Annotated in this window: 17 protein-coding genes and 1 pseudogene; 10 read left to right on the forward strand and 8 right to left on the reverse strand. The window is 66.8% G+C overall.

Translation table 11 applies throughout. The annotated features are described in order from the left end of the window. Nucleotides 1-91: 91 nt before the first annotated feature. On the reverse strand, nt 92-685 hold the full coding sequence (locus AB4K12_RS27900) for a hypothetical protein (protein ID WP_368437187.1): 594 nt from the start codon (nt 683-685) through the stop codon (nt 92-94). 268 nt (nt 686-953) lie between these two features. After that, nucleotides 954-1,433, reverse strand: coding sequence for a CGNR zinc finger domain-containing protein (locus AB4K12_RS27905; RefSeq protein ID WP_368437189.1), 480 nt, complete (start codon nt 1,431-1,433; stop codon nt 954-956). Nucleotides 1,434-1,537: 104 nt separating this feature from the next. Between AB4K12_RS27905 and AB4K12_RS27910 the strand changes: the two genes are divergently transcribed. The 6 genes and pseudogenes from AB4K12_RS27910 to AB4K12_RS27935 form a co-directional block, all read left to right on the forward strand. Then, nucleotides 1,538-2,404: an alpha/beta fold hydrolase gene (locus tag AB4K12_RS27910; RefSeq protein ID WP_368437191.1), complete on the forward strand. Its 867-nt coding sequence runs from the start codon at nt 1,538-1,540 to the stop codon at nt 2,402-2,404. A 1,181-nt stretch (nt 2,405-3,585) separates the two neighbouring features. Further along, nucleotides 3,586-4,620 carry a phosphotransferase gene (locus AB4K12_RS27915; RefSeq protein WP_368437192.1) on the forward strand — a complete coding sequence of 345 codons (1,035 nt, stop codon included), beginning with the start codon at nt 3,586-3,588 and terminating at the stop codon, nt 4,618-4,620. A 205-nt stretch (nt 4,621-4,825) separates the two neighbouring features. Next, the gene (locus tag AB4K12_RS27920) at nt 4,826-5,437 is read left to right on the forward strand and encodes a GNAT family N-acetyltransferase (RefSeq protein ID WP_368437194.1); all 612 of its coding nucleotides are present in this window, start codon (nt 4,826-4,828) and stop codon (nt 5,435-5,437) included. 783 nt (nt 5,438-6,220) lie between these two features. Then, nucleotides 6,221-6,628: an Imm63 family immunity protein gene (locus AB4K12_RS27925; protein ID WP_368437196.1), complete on the forward strand. Its 408-nt coding sequence runs from the start codon at nt 6,221-6,223 to the stop codon at nt 6,626-6,628. Nucleotides 6,629-6,718: 90 nt separating this feature from the next. Further along, the gene (locus AB4K12_RS27930; RefSeq protein ID WP_368437198.1) at nt 6,719-7,594 is read left to right on the forward strand and encodes a hypothetical protein; all 876 of its coding nucleotides are present in this window, start codon (nt 6,719-6,721) and stop codon (nt 7,592-7,594) included. 126 nt (nt 7,595-7,720) lie between these two features. Continuing rightward, a pseudogene (locus AB4K12_RS27935) lies at nt 7,721-8,092 on the forward strand (hypothetical protein); the annotation flags it as partial. 143 nt (nt 8,093-8,235) lie between these two features. Here AB4K12_RS27935 and AB4K12_RS27940 read toward each other — a convergent pair. Together AB4K12_RS27940 and AB4K12_RS27945 are read right to left on the reverse strand one after the other, a co-directional pair. Beyond that, a complete protein-coding gene (locus AB4K12_RS27940) occupies nt 8,236-9,435 on the reverse strand; it encodes an MFS transporter (protein WP_368437200.1) in 1,200 nt (399 codons plus the stop codon). Nucleotides 9,436-9,518: 83 nt separating this feature from the next. After that, a complete protein-coding gene (locus tag AB4K12_RS27945; RefSeq protein WP_368437322.1) occupies nt 9,519-10,148 on the reverse strand; it encodes an FAD-dependent oxidoreductase in 630 nt (209 codons plus the stop codon). Nucleotides 10,149-10,260: 112 nt separating this feature from the next. Between AB4K12_RS27945 and AB4K12_RS27950 the strand changes: the two genes are divergently transcribed. The 3 genes from AB4K12_RS27950 to AB4K12_RS27960 all read left to right on the forward strand — a co-directional run bounded on the left by AB4K12_RS27950 (nt 10,261) and on the right by AB4K12_RS27960 (nt 13,828). Further along, on the forward strand, nt 10,261-10,857 hold the full coding sequence (locus AB4K12_RS27950; protein WP_368437202.1) for a hypothetical protein: 597 nt from the start codon (nt 10,261-10,263) through the stop codon (nt 10,855-10,857). A gap of 379 nt (nt 10,858-11,236) precedes the next feature. After that, nucleotides 11,237-12,577 carry a pentapeptide repeat-containing protein gene (locus AB4K12_RS27955; protein WP_368437204.1) on the forward strand — a complete coding sequence of 447 codons (1,341 nt, stop codon included), beginning with the start codon at nt 11,237-11,239 and terminating at the stop codon, nt 12,575-12,577. Nucleotides 12,578-12,862: 285 nt separating this feature from the next. Continuing rightward, the gene (locus AB4K12_RS27960; protein ID WP_368437206.1) at nt 12,863-13,828 is read left to right on the forward strand and encodes a tyrosine-type recombinase/integrase; all 966 of its coding nucleotides are present in this window, start codon (nt 12,863-12,865) and stop codon (nt 13,826-13,828) included. 179 nt (nt 13,829-14,007) lie between these two features. On the opposite strand, the gene AB4K12_RS27965 is transcribed toward AB4K12_RS27960, so the two are convergent. The 4 genes from AB4K12_RS27965 to AB4K12_RS27980 all read right to left on the reverse strand — a co-directional run bounded on the left by AB4K12_RS27965 (nt 14,008) and on the right by AB4K12_RS27980 (nt 16,522). After that, nucleotides 14,008-14,499: a hypothetical protein gene (locus tag AB4K12_RS27965; RefSeq protein ID WP_368437208.1), complete on the reverse strand. Its 492-nt coding sequence runs from the start codon at nt 14,497-14,499 to the stop codon at nt 14,008-14,010. A 99-nt stretch (nt 14,500-14,598) separates the two neighbouring features. Beyond that, nucleotides 14,599-15,021 carry a hypothetical protein gene (locus tag AB4K12_RS27970; protein ID WP_368437209.1) on the reverse strand — a complete coding sequence of 141 codons (423 nt, stop codon included), beginning with the start codon at nt 15,019-15,021 and terminating at the stop codon, nt 14,599-14,601. A gap of 407 nt (nt 15,022-15,428) precedes the next feature. Then, nucleotides 15,429-15,656 carry a DUF397 domain-containing protein gene (locus AB4K12_RS27975; protein WP_368437211.1) on the reverse strand — a complete coding sequence of 76 codons (228 nt, stop codon included), beginning with the start codon at nt 15,654-15,656 and terminating at the stop codon, nt 15,429-15,431. An 8-nt stretch (nt 15,657-15,664) separates the two neighbouring features. Further along, on the reverse strand, nt 15,665-16,522 hold the full coding sequence (locus AB4K12_RS27980; RefSeq protein WP_368437213.1) for a helix-turn-helix domain-containing protein: 858 nt from the start codon (nt 16,520-16,522) through the stop codon (nt 15,665-15,667). 300 nt (nt 16,523-16,822) lie between these two features. Between AB4K12_RS27980 and AB4K12_RS27985 the strand changes: the two genes are divergently transcribed. Beyond that, complete coding sequence (locus AB4K12_RS27985; protein WP_368437215.1) at nt 16,823-17,065, forward strand: hypothetical protein; 243 nt, start codon at nt 16,823-16,825, stop codon at nt 17,063-17,065. Nucleotides 17,066-17,119: the final 54 nt, after the last annotated feature.

Consider the following 17,119-nt stretch of genomic DNA (forward strand, 5'->3'; position numbering starts at 1 on the left):
CGGCGCGGACCCTACGGGCCCGCGGCCTTTACTAGATCTCCGCGCACCCCGGAGAACAGTGTCGTCGTCCAGCAGTGAGGTCTCTGCCTGGTTAGCTCGCTTTGCTATCGCCGGTGTGATCGCCGCTGTGCATGGCGCGTCGCCAGCGGCCTTCGACGAACTGGGCCAGCTGTTCCAGTTCCTTGACCATCGCCCGGCCGGGCCCCGCGATATGCATCCGTAGACCTGCCGTACCCCAGGAGACAAGGCCGTCTCCCTCATCGTCTTGCTGGCCACCGCTGCGGTCGGGCTGGTCGTCGGAGTCGGAAGGCTCCGCCTCCCCCTGCGTCAATGGCTGTACCGATGTTCCCCAACCCCGATACCCACGCTGCGCGTGGGCGGCAACGTGGGCACCGAGGTCACCCCGCTGCCCGCGCCTGGGGTCGAGGCCGAAGAAGTCCGGCATGCGGCGCAGCATGTCGCCGACGTCGGCGAAGGCCTGTGGGCGGTGCACTTCGCGGGTGGAGTCGATCAGGTCCGGGAAGGTGCCGGTCCGGCGTGCCTGGGCGATCAGTGAGGACAGTCGCTTGTAGGCGGAGGTGGTGTTGGGGATCGCTCCGGCCGTTGCACAGCGGTACTGGACCTGTCGAAGGGTGACACTTCTCGGGGGGTATTCGCCCACAATGCGGCGGGCGAGCCGAAGCACGTTTTCCCAGGTGATGCGCGGAGTGGGACTAGCTAGTCCTCCTTGGCGTCATCCACCACCGTGAGGGCCACGGGGAGAGCGAAGTCACGTATCCGGACGGTGGTCGAGCCGTTCACGGCAGCGGCGCGAGGGCGTCCAGGAGCTTCCGCAGGGGGAGCAGCTCCGCGGAGGGGATCTCGGCGGTTGTCTCCACAGCGGTGGTCACCGGGGCCAGGATGTCCGAGAGATGGCCAGGCGGGGCATCCGCGTACGGCGCGCGTGGGACGCGTCAGCGGGTGCGTTCGTAGTGGCGGCGTGCTTTTTCGCGGTTGCCGCAGACGGCCATCGAGCACCAGCGGGCACGGTTGGCGCGGCTGCGGTCGAGCAAGAACAACTGGCACTCGTCGTTGGCGCAGGGGCGTAGCCGGCCGGGCATGCGCTTCTCGGTGGCGGCCCAGGCGAGAACCACCTCGACGCCCAGCCGGGCGTGCGGCGGAGTCTTGACCGTCCACTGAAGGCCATCCGAAGTGATCTCCGGGATCTGGTGGACCCCTTCGAGTAGCGGGCTCAACGCGGCGGGCGAGCGTTCTCCGCGCACTATGTCCCGCAGGATGTCCCGCGTCTCGCGCAGCAGCGTCAGTTCTGCACGGCTGCCTTCGCCGCCGTGCTCCCGCGCCCAGTGTCTGCCTCCGGCCGGGTCGCCGAGCGCGTCCTGTTCCTCGCCGTTGACCAGTGGCCTGCTGTTGAGCAGGTCCAGCAGCGTGTCCATCGGGTGCCACTCCCCTCTAACCGGATCAAGTCATTTGACAGGTTAGCTCACCCGTGCTTGCATGGCGAGGAGCTAACCAGATAAAAGACTTGAAGGGGTTAGAAATGAGCTCGGTGCGCCACCGGACTGCCACTGTCGACGGCCATGAGATCTTCTACCGTGAAGCCGGCTCCGCCGACGCCCCCGCGATCGTCCTGTTGCACGGCTACCCGACCAGCTCGTTCATGTTCCGCGAGCTCATCCCGCTGCTGGCCGACGACTACCACGTCATCGCGCCGGACCACCTCGGCTTCGGCCACTCCGACGCCCCCCTCGTGGGAGAGTTCACCTACACCTTCGACGCCCTCGCCGAACTAACCTCCGGACTGCTCGACCAACTGGGCCTGGACCGCTACGCCCTCTACGTGCAGGACTACGGCGCCCCCATCGGGTGGCGCCTCGCGCTCCAGCACCCCGAACGGATCTCCGCCCTCGTCACCCAGAACGGCAACGGCTACGAGGACGGTTTCGTCGAGTCGTTCTGGACCGACGTCTGGGCCTACGGGGCGAACCCCGGTCCCGACACCGAACCCGCCGTCCGCGCCGCGCTGAGCGTCGACGCCATCCGCTGGCAGTACGTGCACGGCGTGCCCGATCCGAGCCTGGTCAGCCCGGACACCTGGGAGCACGACTTCGCCCTCGTCTCCCGCGAGGGCAACGACGAGGTCCAGCTGGCGCTGTTCCGCGACTACCAGAACAACCGCCCGCTCTACCCGCTGCTGCACGAATTCCTGCGCACCAGCAAGGTCCCGGTGCTCGCCGTGTGGGGCCGCAACGACGAAATCTTCGGCCCGGCGGGCGCGCGGGCCTTCGCCCGCGACGCCAAGGACGCGGAGGTGCACCTGATCAACGGCGGCCACTTCCTGCTGGAGAGCCACCTGGACGTCGCCGCGGGTTACCTGCGCGGCTTCCTTGGGCGGGTGCTGGGATAAGTAGGGTCGAGGGCTGGAAACGGAGCCTTTGCAGGCCACCGCGCCAGTCCCGACTCTATTGAGCCGCACGCCGTACGCCGCGGGCGCTGGTAAGGGAGAGTGACGGCCCCTGCCCGGCGTCGGGCGGGTTTCCCGGCCGCGCTTCTACCAGGCCGGCCCGCCCCGCTGGAGCACTTCACCGGTACCCGCGCCCGCCGTACGGCGGCGCATACACCGTCCAGCCCCGAATGCCGATCACGGGGTGACGGAAGAGGTCGAGCGGTGGGGCGGGATCTGGATCTGGACAGGGTGGTGGACCACTTCCGCACGGGCGCCGTACCCCGCCAGCTCGAAGCCCCCCGGAAGTAGCCCCAGCATCACCAAGATCAATCTCAGCGGCACTTTCTGTACCGCAACTACTCACACCCGAACTCCACTGGCATGGCGGCTGACCGTACGCCGCCAACCACAGCCGGGGGGGCAACTTCACCAAACCGGAACCCGAGCTCAGAGCGTGATCACGTGCTTAGCGTTAATGGCTGTACCGATGTTCCCCAACCCCGGGATCCTTCATGCAGCAGAGGACCGCCCAGGGGTCGGGGTGCCCGTTGTCAGCGGCAGCTATGCCAGAGTTCGGCAGGGACCGAGCATCACTGTGATGGCGAAGGCCGGAGGACGGACTCCACCTCGGCGAACAATTCCAGCCACACCCCTACCGTGTGGCTGAATCCAGTGCCATGCTGCTGCGCAGAGGCAGTGATCTTCCCGATCCCCCAACGGAGGCTCTCTGCCCGCCGGTCCCGCTCAGCGCCCCAGGCAGGACCACGCGCCGACCCGCCCGGCTCCCCACGGGAGGGTCGACGCGTGCCCAGCGCCCGAATGACCGCGTCTTCAGCACCGACCAGCTCCGCCAGCCAGCCGAGGCCCCCGGCCCCACGGGTAGATGGCAACACCAGCCAACAGCGGCAGCTGTGGTCACAAGCAGCTGGTAAACGAGCCATCCCATGGACGAGGGCGCGGGCACCGGTAGCGACGCGTTCAAGGCCCCCCGTTTCCGGCTCGAGGAAACAAGGGCCGGGCGCTACTGGTGCCGGCGCAGATACGCACCCGACTCCTCGCCATCGACGTGATGGGTAGCCGGGTGGGGCGAGGTGCCTTGAAACGGCCTCATGGGGGGTTCTTCTTGCCTCTACTCTGCGTGGGTGGTCGAGCATGCAGGATGCGCCGGGTCGGTCTTGACGGAAGCGGACCTGCGTCAGGTGCAAGAGGTGTACAGGCTGGGCGAGGTCCGCGCGGTGCAGTACCTGGCTGACGGGCTGATGAACCGGAACTGGCGTCTGCGCACGGACTGCGGCGAGTTCGTGCTGAAGTGCATCGGCGACGTCACGCCATCGCTTGCTCGCCGGAACCTGGGCGTGGTGTCTGAGCTCGGGGCGCGGGGGGTTCCGGTCTGCTCTGCTGTGCGGACTGCGGAGGGCGACTTGCTCGCCCAGATCGGCAGCCGCAGCTATGCGTTGTTCCCGTGGGTGGACGGTGCCCACATCCGCGGTGTTGATCTGACCGTGGAGCAGGCGCGTGCTCTGGGGTGCGAGCTCGGCCGCGTCCACGTGGAGCTGGCCGGACTGGTCCCGGCCGTGTTGCCGTACGCGCCGGAGACGATGGCCGTCTCCGTCCCGCGGGCTGAGCAGGCCGTGGTGGAGGCCGACCGCCTCCTGGCGCTCGCCTCGGATGATTCATCGGCCTTTGCGGGGTATGTGACGGAGTTCCTGGAGCAGCGGAAGGTCCTGCTGGGCAAGTACGCCGGGCAGCGGCCAGCCAGTGATGTCCCGGCCGGTCGCCATGGCTGGACCCATGGGGACTTCCAGCACCTCAACGTCCTGTGGCTCGATGGCGCGGTGCGGGCGGTGTTGGACTGGGACCGGATTCGTGTGCGGCCGTTGGGTGAGGAGGTGGTCCGGTCGGTCACCCTCCTGTTCGGCCGGGAGGAGGGTGACCTGGACCTGGGTCTGCTGGCGTCCTTCGTTCGCGGGTACCGGTCGGTGGTGGAGGTCGGTGGCGGCGAGCTCGCCGATGCGGTGCACCGGCTGTGGTGGAAGCGGATGTGCGATTACTGGCACCTGGAGTTCCACTACGACCGCGGTGATCACTCCTGTGACCACCTGTTCCTCTCGGCCTCCCGGTTCCTCGACTGGTGGACGGGTCACCTGGACGAGGTGCAGCAGGGTTTCGCCGCCTAGAAGGAGACCAGCGTGCGGGCGCCGTGCCGGGCCTGCCCCCGCTGGAAGGCCTCGTCGATCTGTTTCAAGCCGGGCGGCCCCCATGTCGCGCGGCGCCCGGCAAGACGTCATCGCCCCCTGAAAGACCACGGAGGTCTCGCGCTGTGAACAGTGACGAGCTATTCTCCGCCGCGCCGACGATGTCGACGCACTCCCCGCGGCCGACGTGTGGCTGCGTTCCTTCGACGCCGTGCTGCCGTCCGTGCGCCGTGCGCACGACGACGCCGAGATCCGGAACTGGTTCAGTCGCATGCTGATGCCGCAATACGAGACCTGGGTGGCGGTCGCCGAGAACAGGGTGGTGGGGGTCTTGGTCCTCAACGGCAGGGAGCTGAAGCAGCTCTACCTCGATCCCCCGTGGCGCGGACGGGGGCTGGGCGATCGGTTCATGTCCCTGACCAAGCAGCACCCGCCAGACGGGCTGGCGCTGTGGACGTTCCAGGTCAACAAATCGGCGCAGCGGTTCTATGAACGGCACGGTTTCATCGCGGTCGAGCGAACGGACGGGCTGCGCAACGAGGAGCGCGAGCTGGACGTCCGCTACGTCTGGCAGCCCAGACGTGACAGCAGGTTCGGCCGCCTGGCGGTGGCCCCGCGCGCGTGCGTAGGGCGGTCTCATGGGTTCCACGGATGTTCCTTTTCGCAGGTCAGCGCCCTGCACTCCGGTCTCAGGAGCATCCCCGGGCAAGGCCAGGCCGGGGGTGTTGCGCTTTCGGCCGGTGGACTGCGCGCGGTAGTGAAGGCGACGTCAGGGGGCGTGGGCCTCTGGAAGACGTAGGGCCAGGTGACCTGGGGCATTACCGGGAGCCTGGCCCGGCGCATGTCTGGCGCCGGGACCGTAAATCCGCAGCTCAGCGGGCAGTCAAGGTACGGGCCAAGGGGCAATGAGTGGATCTTGGTTCGCGTCAGGAGCATCATCCATATGGGGATACCGCCTGCGATCGCGTGTCGGATTAGTGGGGTGACGACGCCCCGTGACGGTACGCCAGAACAATGGGTGGCCCGCGTCAGGCGAGTCCGGCTTCTCGCGCGATCCAGCAGGCGGCGGTGATCCGGTGATGGATCTCGGCGTCGGCGCGGTCCTGGAGTCCCTCGGGCAGGTCGTCCATGCTGCCGGTCAGGGTCTTCGGCCCGCGCTATGACGTGGAGACGTAGAGGGTCAGCGCCCGGCAGCGTCACCTCCCCGAAAGCCGCGGTGACGGTGTCGCGTATGTCCTGGGCGTGGAACTCCAGGAGCTGCTCGCCCCGGTGCCCGCGCGAGAGGATGTCGGCAGCGCTGTCCAGCCAGTCGGACTTGGGGCTCTCTGTCGATCCTCGCACGGGCTGCCGACCGCAGCTCCTCGGTGCCCGCTGGCGGTCAGCCGCTGCGTCCAGGCCCGCGATGCCGACGAGCGAGAACTGGGCTCGCCCATCCTGCGGGCCGCGCAGCTGGCCCCCTGCGCACCAGGGCCGCCTCGATGATGGGTGGCCACCGACGGGCGAGCTCCAGAAGCAGCTGCCTCTTGAGCGTCGGCTTGATATTTCCGGAGCTCTGGACTGACCACATGCAATAATCGTCCACATGACGATAATGGTCGCGGACGTGATGAACGCCGCGCGCGACATGGCCGCCAAGCTAGAGGTACCCGTGCGGAGCGTGATCGCATTCAGCGCCTACAGCGACTTCTCCACCTACGTCGAAATCGATGGTGATGATCTCCACTGGATCGTTGCGGAGCGGGCAGGCCGGGAGGTCAAGCGCCGCATCACTCACAACCTCGACGAGCTCATGCACTGGCTTGCCGTCGAGGTCACCTTCGACATGGCTAGCGCCTGGGGAATGAAGCAGCAGAACCTCTTCCCCGAGTGTGAGGTCACCGGCACTGACCGACTGGCCAAGCAGGTCGAACTACTGCGGCGTCTCGACGGCTCCTGGGCCGCGCAGGCCCAGGTGGAGCACAACGACGCACACTCACACGCGTTCGGCTGACGGCAGCAATTGACAGGGGCTATCAGCAAGCCGGCGCCACGGAAGTGGCGGTCGGTTTCTTCGACAAGGACGAGGGGCCGTGGAAAAAATATGACTGACACTGCGGGTTTTCCCTTTCCGGTCAAGGGTGAGGTCGCCGTCTTCCGCGGCGACCGCTACCCAGCCCGTGGTGCCGAGGGGCTATGGCCGTACGTCGAGCTGCTGCCCGAGCCCGGCCACCCCGCACCCGAAGGGCTCACGCCACGCGAGGCCGCCGACGGAACGATGGGATACCCGGTTGCGCCGGAGCGCCTGGAAGCCTGGTACACCGTGACGTGGACGTTCCGCTGGCGCGGCGAGCTCTTCGATTGCACCGACGCCGCACCCGCCACGCTCACGGGCTACTACCTCGGCGCCGACGAACACTTCGCCAAGGAACACCTCAAGCGCCGGGGTATCAAATTCCGCAGCGTCTTCCCGCGAGACGAGGCCACCGAGTTGGAGGAGCACCGTGAGGATCTGCTGCAGCCTCTCCACGCTCTGGTGCGACGTCTGGCCGAGGTTGACCATTTCCGCCCCAAGACCTACGCGGTCCACCACGGCCGGACGTATCCGGCCGCTGCTGAGGCCGACGCATCGGGCCTCATCTCACTGACCACCGGGGATGACCGGCCAGAGGATCTCATCGCCGACCCCCAGGACCCGAGCGGCGAGCACTTCCTGGCCACCCCGGAACAGCTGGACACCTGGTACCGCACCCACTGGACCTTCCGCTGGAAGGGCGGCCCCTTCGACGCCGTCGGAACGGTGGACGGCAGGATCAAGGGCGTCTACACAGGCGACAGCTGGGGCTTCGTCGCGAACAGCTTGCAGCTGACCCAGGAGACAGGTCCCGACGGGGTCCACACCCAGTACACGATCAAGGCGGGCCTCAAAGGCGTCACCGACCTCGAACAGCACCGCACCGACCTACTGCCCAAGCAGTAGCCAAAGCCCTGGGGGCTTGCGGTCGCAGGTTCACGCCGCAGCGGCCCGCAGCTCTAGGCGCGGGGTCCAGCGGCTGACGAGGGCCGGACTGCCAGAGGTGACCACTAGGGTCGGCGAACTGTCGAGCCCGCCACCTACCGCCGCACCCACGGTGTCACCTACTTCGCGGCTGCTACTCGGTCGGCGACGACCAGCTGTGGGACGTCAACCGGCGAAGGGCATCGGCCACGCCTGGGCGGCCCTGCGGTCCATCCGCGCTGCCGCCCGGGCGGTGCCCCCATCTACGTGATCCTCGACAATCTCTTCGTCCAGACCAGGGCTCTGCACGCCTACCTGCGCTGGCGCAACAACAACGCCCGCCACCCCAACGTCCTGACCGCCCAACGACGCGAGCGCGCACGCCTCCGCAGCGTGAAAGGCATCCGCTGGGGCGGCAGACCACTGCAACCCGCAGTCGGACCAGCCAGCCTTGGCCAACCAATGCAGTCACAACACTAGCTGGCCGCACCAGGCATCGTGCGGCGCTACCGCCAAGGGGTTGCCGACGAGTGGGGGCTTTCCAGGGCGTTCGGCTGAAGGAGGGAATGAAGGAGGCCCGGGACGTCCCTCAGCAGTGGAGGTCCCGGACGGCCTTCTCGTGGTCACGGGGCCGGCTTCACCCACTGCCCTTTGCGAAGGGCGGGCACGCTGACGAGGAGCGCAAGGACGGGCACAACGGTGTACCAGGCAAGGCCGCTGGTCGGCCCGAACGCGTCCATCAGTCGGCCCAGTACGAGATAGCCGCAGCCGATCAGCAGGGATTCGACGAACGTGATGATGGAGAGCAGGCTCGCCCGGTAGCGGGAGGGGACGCCTTCGTTGAAGACGTTGTCCACGACCACCGCGGTGGTGTCGGGCACGCCGACGGCGAGCAGGAAGACACCGATCGTCAGCCAGGCCAGGCCGAGGCCGCTGAGTCCGAGGGCGGCGGCGAGGACGAGCAGGGTCAGCGGTACCAGCAGGTGTACGCCCAGTCGCCGGTCGGCTCGGTCGGCGAGAAGGGGGGCGAAGCCGCCGATCAGGTAGCCGGCGGACATCACCACGCTCACCAGTGTGGTGGCGATGCCCTGATCGCTCAGGGTCTCCTGGGCAAAGATGAAGTAGGGGGTCATCGTGGCGTGCATCAGTCCGGACACCACGACCAGGGACGCCAGCCGGGGCGTCAGGCTGCGGAGTACGGCGGCCTTTCCGGCTGGTTCGCCACCCGTGGTAGCGGCCTCCGGTTCGTCCAGTGCGGCCGCGTCCTGGCCACGGACCTCTGACACCCTGGTCAGCAGGACGACCGTGGCCAGCAGCAGCGCCCCGGCGGAGGCCAGATATACCAGCTCCCAGGAGACCTTCTGCAGGCTGCCGCCCAGTGCGATGGCCAGTGCCATGGTGGTGGCGGCGAACGTCGCGTACCGGGACTTCACCTTCACGTAGTGGGTCTCGGCACCACGCCGGCGGAGCAGGTCGTACAGCAGGGCGGTGTCGGCGCCGGAGACACAGGCCATACCGATGCCCTGCAGTGCGAAGAGCGCGACGAACGACGGGAAACCGGAGAGTGTCACCTGGCCCACCAGGCAGCCCGCGATCACCACCTGGCCGATCACGATGCTCGCCCGCCGGCCCACTCGGTCCGCGATGAGTCCGGTGGGGATCTCGGCCAGCGCGCTGATGATGTAGAGGAGCGTCTGCAGCAGCGCGATCTGGGCGGCGGAGAAGCCCTGACGGGCCAGGTAGAGGACGAACACGCCGCGTTGGAAGAGGGAGTTGGCGAGTACGGCGTATGCGTAGAAGGGGAGGGCCACGCGCCGAGCCACCCGTGAGGGCGTGGTGGCGGCCTCACTCGGGGCAGGCGTCGTCGGTTGTCCGGTCTCGTTCCGGACGTCGCTCGAATCCGTGGTCAACGTGCCGTCTCCAGTTCCGATGTCGCCCCGCGGCCGCCGAGCAGCGATTTCACCCGCAGGTATGCTGCGCGGTCCGGCCCATTCTCGCTGAACGCACCCGCGACCAGGAACGGCACGATGTCGGGGGACAGGCCGTGCGGCGAGCCGAGGTCCTCGTACATGTGCGCCGCGCCCGAGCTGAGGAGTGCCAGCACCGCCTGGTGCCGCCAGAGTCGCGGCAGGACGAGGGATGCTTCGAAGCCGGTGCACGCCCCCTGGTATGCGGTCTCCGCGGCGCTCTCGGCCGCGGTGAACACGCTGATGGGCCGGCGGTTCGGGAGGAACGGGTGCACGTACGGCTCGGCGCCGCCGAGTATGCCGTCAGCCATGATCCGGGCGATCAGCGGGCTGTTGTGGAAGCCGTCCAGGTAGGTCCCGGTGGCGATGTGCAACCGATCCAGGGGCCCGGGGCCGAGCAGGGGGAAGGTGTCGAGGGACACCGGTCGGTTACCCACGCGCCATTCGTCGATCTGGGCGAATGCGAAGTCGTTGTTCAGCTGGTCGATGGCGCACTGCAGGAGGAAGTGGCTGAGTCCCGCCGAGGGACGTGTCCTCGGGGTGGCGAAGACGACGTTGGTAGCGCCGATATAGGGGTGCCGTTACGGTAACGGCACCCCAACCTGGCGGCGCGCACCGCCGTTCAGGCACAGGCCGCCACGGCCCTACCGTTGGGGGGCCGCCGACCTGGGGAGACCACCGATGTACTCGCCCCCTGAACCCGCCACCGCCCAGCGCATGCGTACCCAGCATCAGTGGGCCGCCGACACCCTGGACGTCACGTGCGACGAGGCCGGGGAATTCTGGGGATGGGCCGGGCGCACCCTCGGCCGGCCAGGCACCATCGTCGGCGGCCGTCGGGTGTGGCTGCGCCTGGTCACTGCTGCCGAGGCCAAGGCGGCGGGCAAACTCTGGGAGGGGGCTGAGACCGCGCACAAGGCCCTGGGCGCTCTCGACGGCCACCGCCCCGAGCTCCTCGCGATCCACGACACGGTCGAGGACGGCGTTGTTTACCGGGCCGAGCTGAGCGAGCACCTGGACGTGCCGGTCATCTCACCCGACCCCGTCCTGCGCGCCCCCGCCGACCTGGCTCCCGGGTGGTGGGACGACCTGCGGACCGTCCTGGGCACGGTCGCCAACACCGCCACGGACCGGGTCGCCGTCCGGCGTGAATACATCGAGCGGGCCCTGCCCGAATTCCTCGACGTGCCCGCCCCGGAGAACACCCGATGGGTCACCGCCCACGGCGACCTGCACTGGGCCAACCTCACCACCCCCGCCCTGCGCATCCTCGACTGAGAAAGCTGGGGGCGGGCACCCTACGGGTACGACCAGGCCACCCTGCTCGCCTACAGCCTCCTGCAGCCCGACACCACCCACCGCGTCCGCACGGCCTTCCCGGAACTGGGCACGCCAGCCACATGGACGGGGGAAGCCGTCATCGCCGCCGAGCTCCTGCAAACCGTCTCCCGAGGCCACAATCACGACCTCAAAGGCCCACTCACCATATGGGCCGCGCAGCTTCGTGCCCGCACTACAGCGTCTGTTCACCCGGGTTCGTCGTACGGTGCGGGGCCGGTCTGGTTCGGGCATCTGGACATCGGCTACGCCCTGCGGGAGCAGGCATGAGTTGCGTGTGTTGTGCTGGAAAGGATGACGAATCCCACCTGGAGGCAGAGTGGTGGATGCGGCGGCAGTGGGAAAGAAGCGGAAGATCTTCCTTGTGCGCCATTGGAAGATCGCGGTTAGCGCGCTGATCTTGGGCTCGGCTCTGTTCCTGGCGTTTTCACTCGGCGGTTCGGGCGTGCTCACCGTACTGAAGAAGCACGTTCCCCTGGTGCCTCTCATCCTCTTCTTGGCATGCTTGTGGTGCGGATGGGCAGCCAACAAGGTCTATCGCAATGCCCATCCGACTCCGCGTACGGCGCCTCCGATCAGATGGTGGTGGGTGGCCGTAGCTGTGGCGATTGTAGTGGCGGCTGTCTGGGTGACGACCGCGGTACTGCTTTCACAGATGGGGAACCTGCCCATCTCCGCCGACCGAGAGAAGCAACGGGTTGAGGTCGTACGTACCGGTTTGGCCGCGGGCGCCGGCGCCGGTGCAGCACTTACGGTCCTTCTCGCATTTCGCCGACAACATCATCATGAGCAGGCCACGCGGAACCTCGAGAAGGACGCCGACGAACGGCGTATCACTGAGCTGTTCACTAAAGCAGTCGAGCAGCTGGGGAGCTCTCAGGCCCCGGTGCGCATGGGGGCTCTGTACTCTCTTGAGCGCGTCGGCCGGTTCGCCCCAGACCATCGCCAAACCGTCATGAACGTCGTCTGCGCATACCTTCGCATGCCCTATACACCGCCGCCAGAAATCTCCAGCGATGGAACTGCCTCCCGCAGGGTTGCTCGCCCAATTGACGCCCTGAGATCGCACCTTAAAAGGAAATCCATCAGCGAGGTTAGACAGGAGCTTGAAGTTCGCGTAACCGCTCAGAGGATCCTGGCACAGCATCTTCAGCCAGGCGAAAAGTTCTGGGAAAGGATGCATGTCAATCTAAGCAATGCCACCCTAGTCGACTTCACCATGCATGAAGCAAGAGTGACAGTCGCCCATTTCTCCAATACCACTTTTATCGGGACAGCATTTTTCAGGGATACAGTTTTTGGGAATGCCGCTTTTTTCATGGATGCCACATTCGGCGGGGCGGCACATTTCGGCGGAGCCAAGTTTGGAACCGACCCGCTCACTGAAGGAGGCGTGTACCGGAAAGGGGCTTTTTTTGACAGAACCCTGTTTTCTGGCTACGCAAACTTCAGGGACGCCATCTTTAAGAGGGCAACCTTTACCGAATGCACGTTTGGCAGCCTAGTCGAGTTCAGTAGCGGGGCAGGAGACTCCTTTTGGTTCGGGGATGCGCGGGTCCTGGAACCGCATTGGAAGCATTCCTGGCCATCGGGGTGGGGGGCTACGGCCCCCCGTAAAGGCCCCGGTCACTTGGTCGAACGGCCGGCCCGAACCGCTTGACGCTAAGCTGCCGATCATGCTCAACGCATCCCCCGAGGCCGTACTGCGGGCACAGACTCGCGTTCGACGCGCCGGCCCACCTCCTCATCATGCCTGGCTGGTCTTGCAGGAGGGCGACTCTCCTGACCGTTCCCGGGTAAATCTGCTATTTACCCGGGTAACAAGCATCGGGTCTGATCATGTTTCCGCAGGTCAGAGCGTTGCGGTGTCGGATCGGGGTAGCGGGGCCCGCGCGGAGATCACGCTGGGTTACTCGTCCCCTGGCCGTCGCTTCGGGAGCGCGGTGTGCCGGGGCTGATCGCGACCTGCCGGGAGTGGCTGGCCGAGACACACCCGAAGCACCCGTGGCCGGCCGGGCAGCGCGTACCGGACAAGCCGGGGACGCCGTACCAGTACGGGCTGACCATGGTGCGCATAGCCGAACACCTCGACCCCGACGGCGGCCGGGACGCCGCCGAGTTCGAGGACGCCGAATACGCGGCCGCACTGCGCGCCCTGTGGGGCGACCGGGCCGAGGCAACCTGGAACCGCAACCGGCAGACCGTCCTGTCCTTCCTCGAATGGGCCCGCGACGCCGAGTACACCACGGCCAAGCTCCCCGCCCGGTGCCGGCCGCGCACGATCACCGTCGACACCACGAAGGCCGTAGACACCGAAGAAGACCTGTCCTCGCTATGGGACGCGGAGCAAATCACGCTGAGGGAACGGGCGTTGTGGCGGCCAATGTACGAATCCGCCGCCCGTGCCTCCACCCTGCTCGGCATCGACGTGCCGCACGTGGACCTCAAACGGCGCCGGGCCCGGTCAGTCGACAAGGGTGGCCACGTCGAGTGGCTCCACTTCGAGCAGCAAGGCACAGACCTGCTGGAGGAGTACATCGGCGACCGGACCTGGGGCCCGGTCTACCTGACAGTGCGCAAGCCCTGGAACTGGCGCACCCGGGACACGGCGGTCGACCTCGGGCCCGGCGGCGGATACCGGCTGTCGTACGACCGCGCGGAGGAGATCTTCAAGGAGACCTCGGCCGCGTTCGGGATCGACGGCACCGGGGACTTCGAGTTCACCTTCCTCACCCTCCACCAGAAGCGGCACTCCCGCCTCACCCACCTCGCAGAAGAGGGCTGGGATACCCCCATGCTCCAGGCCCTCTCCCACCACAAAGACCCCCGCACCCTGCACAAGCGGTACACCAACCCGTCGCCAGCTGCCGTGCAACGGGCGCTACGCCGCCGCGAACAAGGAAGGGGCTGAGCCGACCCCGGACAATGCCAGGCACGAAGACGGAGTCGCCTGCGATCTGCAGACGGCCTCCCCGCTCCGGCGCCTTGGAATCACAGGCAGATCAGCGCTTCATGGCTGGACGGAGACCGCATCGCTGCCCCCGGGGCCGTCGGAGCGGCGTCCGGTCAGCTTTGTACCGGACGGCTGGACTACCGAGGGTCGTGCAGAACAGTGGCCCACTCGGGCAGCTGCGCCGGCACACCCAGAGCGGTGTCGAGCAGGAGTACCGACCCCTCGGACACCGTCACGTCCCGCATCGCCATCTTGTAGCGGCCTTCAAGAACACCGGGCAGCCAACCCGGCAGGCCATCCTCCCCTATACCCATCTGCACGGGTACATCGGCGGTGGACACCTCCTCGGGGAGCGGTTCCAGCAGCACGACGACCTTTGCCTGAGCCCCGTAGCCGCCGACCGCTCGAGAAGCTTGCACCCAGCGGTCCGACACTGGCATGGGGTCGCCGACCGGTCGGCCATGAGCCGCGAACGGGGTCACTGTATTGCCGACGATGTGCAGCGTCGCAGGCAAGGGCAACCGGGGAACGTCAGCCTCCATTTCAGGGCCGAGGAACACTGCTGCCGTGTCGTACTCGGTGCCACTGCGCGCAGCGGGGATAACGGCCGTGGTGAAGTGGATTCCCATACGCGGGCTCGTAGCCGCGCGGTCTGACAGCCGAGAGTGAAACAAGGGCGCAGTCGGCGGTCGTCCCTGCGTCCTTGTTGGAGCACCAGGCCGTCAAAGTCACTTGGCCTTGGCCTTGGCACGCCCAGGCTCGGCGTACAGGCCCCGGCCGGCCATGCGCAGCGTGCCTTCGCTGACGAGCCGGTTCAGGTTGACGCGAAGGCTCTCGACCTGGCTGCGGGTCGGCTCGGTCATGCCCACCACCACGGCGATCTCGTGGGCACGCATCGCGTATCCGGCTTCCTGGACAACCTTGAGGGCCTGTTGCTTCCGCTCGCCTCGCCGTCGCCGTGCCGACGACAGCTCGACCGTGCTCGCCGCGGGCACGTCCATCTTCTCGGCGATGACTGGGAAGCCCTGGAGGGCAGCGTCCAAGCCCGCGATCTTCTCCTCGTGCCACGCGACGATCTCGCGGAGGTTCTCCAAGGCCTTGGCGTGCTGCTGCTTCCCAGCAGTGAGCAGCTCGACAACCTCAGTGCTCATGTCTGGCTCCACCTCATTGTCAGTGTCTGGTTTCAGCACACCGTACGAGGCGGCACGGCACGTGCTCAGTCAACCAGTGACTGAGTGCCAGGGGTCTTCACCTCTAGTGGCTGAACCGTCCGGATCGCTTGAAGCTTTTCTGCTCAAGCCCCGCTGATTAGCGGCAGGTTGGTGGCATCGCGCAGTGTGCTTCAGCGGTGAGGCGAAGCTCTGCGTCTCGTGGCCATCCTCGGGGCGTTCCTCGCGACGGAGCTGGTCACCGCGGCGGCGGACTGACCACCTTCGGACCGAGAGCTGGCGTCAGTGCTACCTGGCTGGTGAGTGTTCGAGCCGCGTTGGGCAGTAATGACGGGGGTGGCTCCCCCTCAGTTCCCGTGAGGAGGAGCCACCGGAGAGTCGGAATTGCGTCAGGCGGTCAGGTTGGAGCCCCATGTGTCGGAGCGAACCTCGGTGACGAAGGAGGACCAGGCGGCCGCTGGGATGAGAAGAGCGGGCCCAGACTTATCCTTGGAATCGCGGACGCCGACCTGGCCGGCCCTGGTGGTGAGGTCGGCGACCTCGATGCAGTTGGTGCCGTTCTCCTGGCTGTAGGAGGACTTGAACCACGCCTCTTCGGGCGCGACGTCGGGTGCCATGCGGTGATTCACGATGCCTTCATCTCTCGTGCTAGTCGTTGCAGAAAGGTGGGTGTTTCGGCCGGGGCCAGTGCACCCGCTCGAAGGGCGTCGAACTTTCGAGTGAACGCCCAGATCGTGGTGTCCTTGTCGCTGACGTTCGATCCTTCGGCACCATCGCTTTGCACAACCGTGGGAAGCGGAGCGCCGAATTCTAGGAGGGGAGCGAACTCCAGCAGGGTGAAGTTCGTGCTGGAGCGGTAGGTGGCGCTGTTCATCGGCATGACCTGAATCGTCACGTTGTCGAGTTTGGCGAGGCGGGTGAGCTCCTCGTACTGCTCGCGCATGACGTCACGGTCTCCGATCAGTCGTCGAAGGGCGGCCTCGTCGAGGATGGCCCACAGTTCCAGGGGGCTATCCGTACGGGTGAGCGCATCCTTGCGCTCCATGCGGAGCTGTGTGGTCCGCTCGACGAACTCTGTGGTGGTCTCCTCGACCGGTTTCGCTGCCAGGAGCATCTCCCGGGTATAGCGCTCCGTCTGAAGCAGTCCGTAGACCACGTTGGGCTGCCACGCCCGTGCCGTGCGAGCACCGCTTTCCAACCCGACGAACATGGCCATGCCCGACGGCATGGTGCTGCGGTACGGCGCCCACCAACCACGGTTGAGAGAGCCACGGTGGATTTCCACCAAGAACCGGACATCATCCTCATCCACGACGCCGTAGCGGTCGAGGATTGTGCGAAGGTCGGCCACAGCAGGCAGCGCCGTGATCCCGTTTTCGACACGGTGAAGCTTGCTGGGGGAGAACGTCAACCCGTCAACAGCTTGCTCAAGGGTGAGTCCGGACTTCTTGCGCAGCCGCTTGAGTTCCCAGCCGAGTTGCATGCGCCGGACCGTGGGCCCGGTTGGTGCTGCCACGAGTGTGCCTCCCAAGGGGGTGAGCCTGCCGTGCCACGGTGCGTGCTGAGAGTGTGACACCGTCAGTCCTCCTTGCACAGCCCGAAGCCGGGCTCATCGCATATGCCATCTCGGATGAAAATTTCACGCTCTCTTGCACACCAGTTTTGAGCGGAAGATGCTGGCTTCGCTACCCCTTCGTCACGTCCCGTAGCGGGACACAGGCGTTGCCCGCGGGGTGGCGTGCGCCCAGACCCTGCCGTCGGGAACGTTGCTGGAGGTGTAACTGTGCCTGCGCCGAACACCATCAATCCGCCGCCCGCCTGGCTGAAGACGTGGATCCCGGCCTTCGACACCGTACGCAAGGAGGTTGGTGTCGTGACCGGCATCGGGGATCCGTTTGCGGTGGACGAAGTGCCGACGACGGCCTACTTACGCCCCGAGCAGGGCGGTACGGAGTGGCAATGTGAGATTGCCAAGTTGGAGCCTGTGCTGCCGCCGAGCGGATCTGCCCACGAGGAGCAGCACTGATGGGCGCCGCCGTTGCCGACACGGCTCGCGTGAAGGCTGTCGGAGAACCCAGGC

It is taken from the genome of Streptomyces sp. C36 (assembly GCF_040932295.1).
Classification (GTDB): Bacteria; Actinomycetota; Actinomycetes; order Streptomycetales; family Streptomycetaceae; genus Streptomyces; species Streptomyces triculaminicus.